This is a genomic window from Psychrobacter sp. FME5, assembly GCF_014861375.1.
Lineage (GTDB): Bacteria > Pseudomonadota > Gammaproteobacteria > Pseudomonadales > Moraxellaceae > Psychrobacter.
In genome coordinates this window covers 1-6,876 of the sequence record NZ_RRYX01000133.1, presented here as the reverse complement: position 1 = coordinate 6,876, position 6,876 = coordinate 1, and the positions used below count along the sequence as shown (strand labels likewise).

Here is a 6,876-nt window from a genome sequence, read left to right as displayed (position 1 = left end):
GGGTTTAAAACGCCCAATCAGGTGTTCTATAATATAATTTAGCGTTGCACTTGGTGTGTTAATCTAAGTATTCTATTATTGCTGGTATAGCCTACTAATTTTATATGGGATAGCGCCATTCTGTCTGTAAAGCACTGCAACTATTGTGCCATAACTGCTCAGCAAGCTTGGCAATTGACACATCTAATAACTCACTTAAGCTTGATAACACCCATGGCAGATTGGCAGGCACATTTCTGTTATGTGATGGCGCATCGCCCCATTCATTATTTGGACTCTGCCCCAGTGCTGATGAGGCTGATCGAGCTGATTGGCTGCCGTTTGACGTTTGACACATGATAGGCGTCATATCTGGGCAGTCGGTTTCTATCACCAAACACTCAATACCGTAAACGTCGACGGCAGCTTGGATAGCGTGGCGCAATTTCTTAGCATTTGGGTTGGTCACTTGGCCGGTCACGCCAAGCTTAAAACCTAACTTTACAAACGCCTTGGCCTCTTGGACGCCGCCACTAAAGCTATGGGCGATACCACCTAACTGATGCGCATCATAATCATGCGCTTTTAGTATTGCTAATGCTTCTGCGTGCGCTTTACGGATATGCAGCATCACTGGTAGTTGATGAGTTACCGCCATATCCAGTTGCGCCTTAAAAAACTGCTGTTGCTTGGCAAATATAGCGGGTACTTTCATAGCATCGGTAAAGGTATCCAAGCCAATCTCACCAATGGCTAATGGGCGCCGCTCAGCGATAATTTTTGCCATCTGTTTTAGGTGGTCTTGGTTATGCTGTTCAATATAAAACGGATGCAGCCCTAACGCCACATGACTTATTATACGTAATTTATCACTGCTTTTATCACTACCTTCATCATCGTCATCAGCTTTCATGGTAGAGGATTGTGATGTAGAAAGATGCGACAGCTTATTTAATGATTGCTGGTTTAATACCTGTTCAATGTCATATAGCCGCTCAAAATGCCGATACAGATACCCTACTAACACCAAATGACGTACACCTCGCTCATAGGCTTGCTGCGCTTGTAGCTGTCTATCGTTATCAAAAACGGGGGCATCAAAATGAGTATGAGTATCAATGAGGGGGTAAATACTGGGTGATGTCTGTTTGGCCATGGCAGATGAATCAACAAAGGTCATAAACAGACTCCAAAATTAATATTTTTATCAAAACACTCTATTAATATTTTTATCAAAATACTCTGTCAGCACTAAAGCTTGCTGAATATTCAAATGTGACACTGGTGGCGGCTATTTTTTTATGCTATCACGGGCAGGTAACTTGTTATCCGCTTTTCGGCTACTACGCCGAGGGATAATCAGCAAAGCGATAGCAATAGCGCCCAAGGCAAGGCGTTTCTTTGTGTTTTTTTGCTCGGTCATTATATTGACTCCTAACCTCTACATCATCATACGCAGTATTCATGTTCATTATCTAACTATTACTTATTATACTTGGATAGTCAGAGGGCTATGTTTATCTGTGTTATGAATAAGCAAGCTAATGTACGGTACAATTTGATTTATTGTACCGTACTTATAAAGACTTGGAGGTAGGAGGTTATTGCTTAGTTGACGTCGCGCCAAGACGGTTATTTATCGAAACATTAACATTTTAGCGTTTTAGCGGATAGGTTGTTATGCCATCGTTAGGACTATCTACTTTGGTAAATCCCTGGGGCGCAGCATTTGGCGTTTGATCGCGTTTAGGCACTAATGGATTGAGTGGCATCAGCTTATAATCTGCACTGACGTCGCCATTCCAACCTTCAGTCCCGCTCAGTGGCAGTTGCTTAATGGTACCGTTTTTATCAATAACCAACTGTAAGACGCGCATCTGATTAAACTTACGCTCAGTAACGCTAGCAACCGCCCCGCCATCACGGAGAATGGTTGGCTGTAAGAATATGATTAAGTTACTCTTTTGAGTGCTGTCATTGTCAGAGCGGAACAGCCGTCCGATGACGGGTACACTACCTAATCCCGGGACTTTTTGTTGCCGTGTGGTTGTGTTGTCACGCATCAAGCCACCTAGAGCAATGGTTTGCTGATCGTCGGCTAAAATCGTCGTATTGATAAGGCTTTTATTGGTCACTAAGCCACTCGCATTTCCAGCGCTGCCTGGCACAACTGAGGAAACCTCTTGCGAGACCTCCAAACGCACTGTGCCATTATCGCCAATATGCGGGATAACATTGAGATTAATACCAATATCTTGGCGGTCAATGGTTTGGAATGGATTGGTAGAAGAGTCACTGCCTGTGGTATAAGAACCTGTGACAAAAGGCACGTTTTGACCGACTAAAATACTGGCTTTTTCATTGTCTAGGGTCAAAATTGACGGCATAGACAACAGATTGGCACTGGTTGAGGAGTCAAGCGCTTGCAAGATTGCGCCATAAAACTCTGTATTGCCCTCGCTATCTTTGCGGCTATCACCAATACCAACCAGAGCACCTGCAATAGAACCTGCGGCGGCGCTAATATTTGCACCACCTGACAAAGCCGCTGCGGCAAGTGAAACAGCACTCGCACCAACGTTATTAAAGTTCACCACACCGTAACCACTATTGGCATTGCCCAATGCCCACTGCACGCCAAGCTGGGTCGCATCATCACCTGAGACTTCAACGATTGCCGCTTGAATTAAGACTTGCGCGCGGCGACTGTCTAATTGGTTGACGGCATCTTCAATCTCAAACATCAATTCAGGCGCCGCATTGACGATGACCGCGTTTTGGGTTTCGTCAGCGATAATACTAAAGGGTCGACCGCCTATACCTGTGTTTGCACCAGATGAGCCTGAGCCTGATATAGCTGAGGTTGCAGAGCCCGCGTTGATGCCATTAGTTTCAGTCGTCGAGGCAGAACCTCCATTACCCGCATCGTCCAATGATGCTGACTCTAAGGAGGAAGTTGCACCAGAACTATTAATCGATTGATTGGCGAGCAACCCACGTAGCATCTCTGCAATATGATTGGCGCTGGCGTATTTTAAACGAAAAACGCGCAAACCACTCAAACGCCTTGTCGGTGTCGTATCCAACTGATTGACCATTTCTTGAACTTTGGCAATCATCTCAGGGCTGCCTTTGACTAGCAACCTGTCACTGGACGTGTCGGCGATAACTTTCAGCTGATTGTTGCCGCCTTGTGCTTGACCGCTACCAGCGCTCGCAACCAGTGCACTAATCAGCTCCATCATGCGCTCGGCATCGACATGACGTAGCGTTATCACGCGCAGGCTATCATTCACATTACTATCCAAATCACGGATGAGCGCCGTCAGTTGATTGAGGCTATCCGCACGATCAGATAATACTAGCGCATTGACTCCCGGTACAGCCGCCGCGTGCGCCGACTGCGGCATTAGCGGACGAATGACACCCAAGACTTCTGCAGCTTGAGTGTTGGTCAAATAAATAACGCGAGTTGCCAGCGATTCACCGACACTGTCACCACGCAAATCGACTGCCACACCAGACTGTTTGGCGACGTTATCTGGTACCAGCTTAACGGTGGTTCCTGAGTCGATGGCGGCAATACCATTGACCTGCATCACACTCAAAAACAGCTGGTAAATCTCATCACGGGACAAGGCTTTATTAGAGATGACCGTCACATTACCGTTGATACGAGGATCAAGGACAAAGTTCTGGTCAGTGATGGTGGCCACCTCATTGATGAAGGCTTTGATATCGGCATCTTGTAAGTTAACCTTCCAGCTTTCAGCACTCGCCAGACCCGTACTCGCCGCCCATAGTGGCACCGCTAGGCAAAACGGACGACACAGTCGCATCAGACGCTGCAAGATATGGTGCAAAGGTGTGACTGAAAAATTATAAAAACTTACCATATTGATGTTTACCTACAGTGATGTCACTTAGTATGTGCTGCGTTTAATGGGTGCTAGGATTTTTGGCTATCATATCGCTAAGGATAGCAGCTAACAAACATTTATTTTTAAAGTATATCAACTATATTTCATCTAAAACTGCTGACGTATAGTAATGACTTGATCGCCACGTTGTACTTCTATTTGCGCCTCACCTGTTTGCTGTACCTGTTGTAGCAGCCCAGCATCTTGTGCAGGATTGTTGCCGACGCTTTGGCCATTGACAGTCAGCACTTTATCGCCCGGCTCAAGCCCTAGACGATTACGCAATTTGGCAGGCATCGCTGCTGTTACTTGATAGCTTTCACCTGATGCCATCACACCCATTCTGCTTAGATAGCTGGCAGGGTTGTCTTGCAATGCCGTGACCGCTTCTTCGATAGCAGATTGTGGACTGCTTTCGTCACTGTCGCTGCTAGCCGCTGCTGGTTCCATATCAGGATTTTGCGCTGATTGAGGAACAACAGGTAACGTGTCACTGTTTGGCAAACGCTGATTGCTAACCGCGCCTGCCATCATAGCGCTTTGGTCTAATGGCATCGCTTCTGGCATGCTAATAACCGTTTGCTTATCGTTGGCGTCAGCGATAATGATTTCATTCCAATCGACGGCGATCAGAGTATAATCACTGTCCTTTAACGGGTCGCCGATACGATAGTTTTTTACCTCACCATCGACATCCAATAGTGCTGAAGACATGCTCTCTGGTATTGCCAACAACACTCCTTTTAAACTGATATTGGGTGGTGGCTGCACGACCGCAGCGATAGGGTCAGGATCGGCAAAAATAGCGAATAAACTACTATAATCTTTGCCCGATGTAGACGTGTTTTTCAAAGGCGCTAATGGCAATGCGGGCGCTAACGGCGCAGCCAATAACAGCCACAATAGCCGTGCTGCTGTCCAGCATAACCAGCCAATGGCTAATAATAATAACCAACCCGAAAAGCGATTGAGAGTATTGAACACTGGTTTTAAATTTGTGGAGACATTCATCATTTAGCGTGCTCCCAGCCCATTTAGCAACGGCTGACGCACACTGACAACCGGTGTGTCTTGCGGGGCTTGGCCTTTATAGTCAGGCATGTTTTCTAGTAAACGCTGGGTCAAACTGACGTCCAACATATTGTCACTATCGATATATAGGTCGCCTAAGCGCTTGTCTTGATTGTTTAACAAATTGATATGAAGCAGGTTTTTATTATTTTTTTGTTCGGCACTTAATTCAGCATGCAATGCGGGCATGGTCAGATAAAAAACCTTGCCGCCGCTAGGATAGCCTATTTCACCACCCACCCATGTCAATTGACCATCTGCTTGACTAAAACCAGTTAGCTTACTAGATGACCTTGATGGGTCAGTGTCCGCTGACATATTTGAGCCAGACTGACGTTTGAGCGAGACGTTATTGACCTGAATTGGCGTATTGGGCAATTGCCAATCGACGATATTAGCTAAGGTTTCAGGTGCAATTTTACCGCTCATGTTTTTCACTTGCCACGAGTTTAGACCTATTTTAACTTGTCCGTTTAGGCGAGTTTGCTCTGAGTTGATATCGACATCAGCACTTAGCTTACCCAATAACAAATGCCATGGCTGCCACGACCATTCAGCCGTACCTGTAAGCGATGTCGCTGACACAGGCATCTGCCAAATCGCTGAGCCTTGCCATAAATTGCCAGACACATGCTGCACGTAAGGTGTATCAGGGGCATACTTCTCCAGTAACCACGACGCTGGCATTTGTAATACCGCAAATAATGAAAATAATATAAGCCCAACCAGCCACCACAGCTTACGGGGACGCTTATGAGACGACGCGGATACTTGGGGCACGGTTGTATAACTCTTATAGAAGACAAAAACGTCATTATCATAACAAACAATAGCATACAGATGACAGAAAAAAAGCCAGTATCTTTTTACCAAAATACTGGTAATCAAGATACTGGCTTCTGTCTAACGATAAAAGCTAATATTTATAAATAGACCGTTATAAATAAGCCTTATAACCTAAGTATCGTCCGTTCGAAATAAAAGCGATAAGGTTGTAATAATGTACTATTGCCAAACTATATAGCAAAATCTTCCAGACTACGGCCTGCTGCTAACGCTTCGACCAACCACGTTGGCTTACGGCCTCGACCCGTCCACGTTTCTTCGTCATTATCGGTATTACGATATTTAATGTTGCGTTTTTTCTCTAGTTTCTCGCCCGCCTGTAAAACCTCTTCGATGGTCGCATTGCTGTCTTCTGCAATTTTTTCAAACTGCATATAAGCATCATACAGACGCTGATGTTGTTTCTTTTCAATAAGCTGCTGGGCGTTTTCAGTGATGGCACGTAGCTCATCGACATTTAAACTATCTAAATCAATGACGTTATTTTTATTCATAATAATTTCCACTTTAATGTAAGAGTTATAAAAATAAATAGAAGTTCTATTAACAGCTAAAGTTTTTTGATTCTTAAATGAACAGTCTTGTAAAGATTAGCAATCAACTTTTTTTGATATCCACACTTCTATCGACGCTTAAAAATGTAAGTGTCGATAATATAAACAAAAACATTCCTTATAACAACGGTTGATTGGTATTTTTATTATAAATAATAAATGATCATAAACTTAAGTAAAGCAATGATGATTTTTCAATGTATAAAAAAAGAGCCTATTTACATAGGCTCTATCTAGCTTAATCATCTTTAAATTAAAGTCTAAGGTACACGTCAAAAAGGTTAAGTATACAATATTAGGTATAGTCAGATGACCACAAAAATGTTATAAAATAAATCAATTAAACGATTACCAGTATAAACGACCATGACTTACTCCCTAGATTATCGCAAACAAGTTTTAAAAAGCTTAGATGAGGGCATGACCTTTGCCGAAGCTGCTGTTTTCTATGATATCAGTCCAACGACTATCCAGAAGTGGAAAAAGCGTCTTCATAGTAAAACCAC

The 6,876-nt window shown here is 44.0% G+C and carries 7 protein-coding genes; 1 reads left to right on the top strand and 6 read right to left on the bottom strand.

Annotated elements, in window-relative coordinates:
- Positions 1 to 100: 100 nt before the first annotated feature.
- The 6 genes from EI161_RS12740 to EI161_RS12720 all read right to left on the bottom strand — a co-directional run bounded on the left by EI161_RS12740 (position 101) and on the right by EI161_RS12720 (position 6,310).
- Positions 101 to 1,159 carry a TatD family hydrolase gene (locus EI161_RS12740; RefSeq protein WP_192524187.1) on the bottom strand — a complete coding sequence of 353 codons (1,059 nt, stop codon included), beginning with the start codon at positions 1,157 to 1,159 and terminating at the stop codon, positions 101 to 103.
- 111 nt (positions 1,160 to 1,270) lie between these two features.
- Positions 1,271 to 1,402 (bottom strand): hypothetical protein, encoded by a 132-nt coding sequence (locus EI161_RS14965; protein ID WP_263972269.1) that lies wholly within the window; start codon positions 1,400 to 1,402, stop codon positions 1,271 to 1,273.
- Positions 1,403 to 1,634: 232 nt separating this feature from the next.
- Positions 1,635 to 3,875, bottom strand: coding sequence for a type II secretion system secretin GspD (gene gspD, locus EI161_RS12735; RefSeq protein ID WP_192524186.1), 2,241 nt, complete (start codon positions 3,873 to 3,875; stop codon positions 1,635 to 1,637).
- 132 nt (positions 3,876 to 4,007) lie between these two features.
- Positions 4,008 to 4,913: a type II secretion system protein N gene (locus EI161_RS12730; RefSeq protein WP_192524185.1), complete on the bottom strand. Its 906-nt coding sequence runs from the start codon at positions 4,911 to 4,913 to the stop codon at positions 4,008 to 4,010.
- Complete coding sequence (gspN, locus tag EI161_RS12725) at positions 4,914 to 5,750, bottom strand: type II secretion system protein N (protein WP_192524184.1); 837 nt, start codon at positions 5,748 to 5,750, stop codon at positions 4,914 to 4,916.
- A 236-nt stretch (positions 5,751 to 5,986) separates the two neighbouring features.
- Entirely contained in the window at positions 5,987 to 6,310 is a 324-nt protein-coding gene (locus EI161_RS12720) for an H-NS family nucleoid-associated regulatory protein (protein WP_192524183.1), read from the bottom strand.
- A gap of 426 nt (positions 6,311 to 6,736) precedes the next feature.
- Between EI161_RS12720 and EI161_RS12715 the strand changes: the two genes are divergently transcribed.
- On the top strand, positions 6,737 to 6,876 hold a 140-nt coding region (locus tag EI161_RS12715), incomplete at its 3' end, for a helix-turn-helix domain-containing protein (RefSeq protein WP_192529371.1).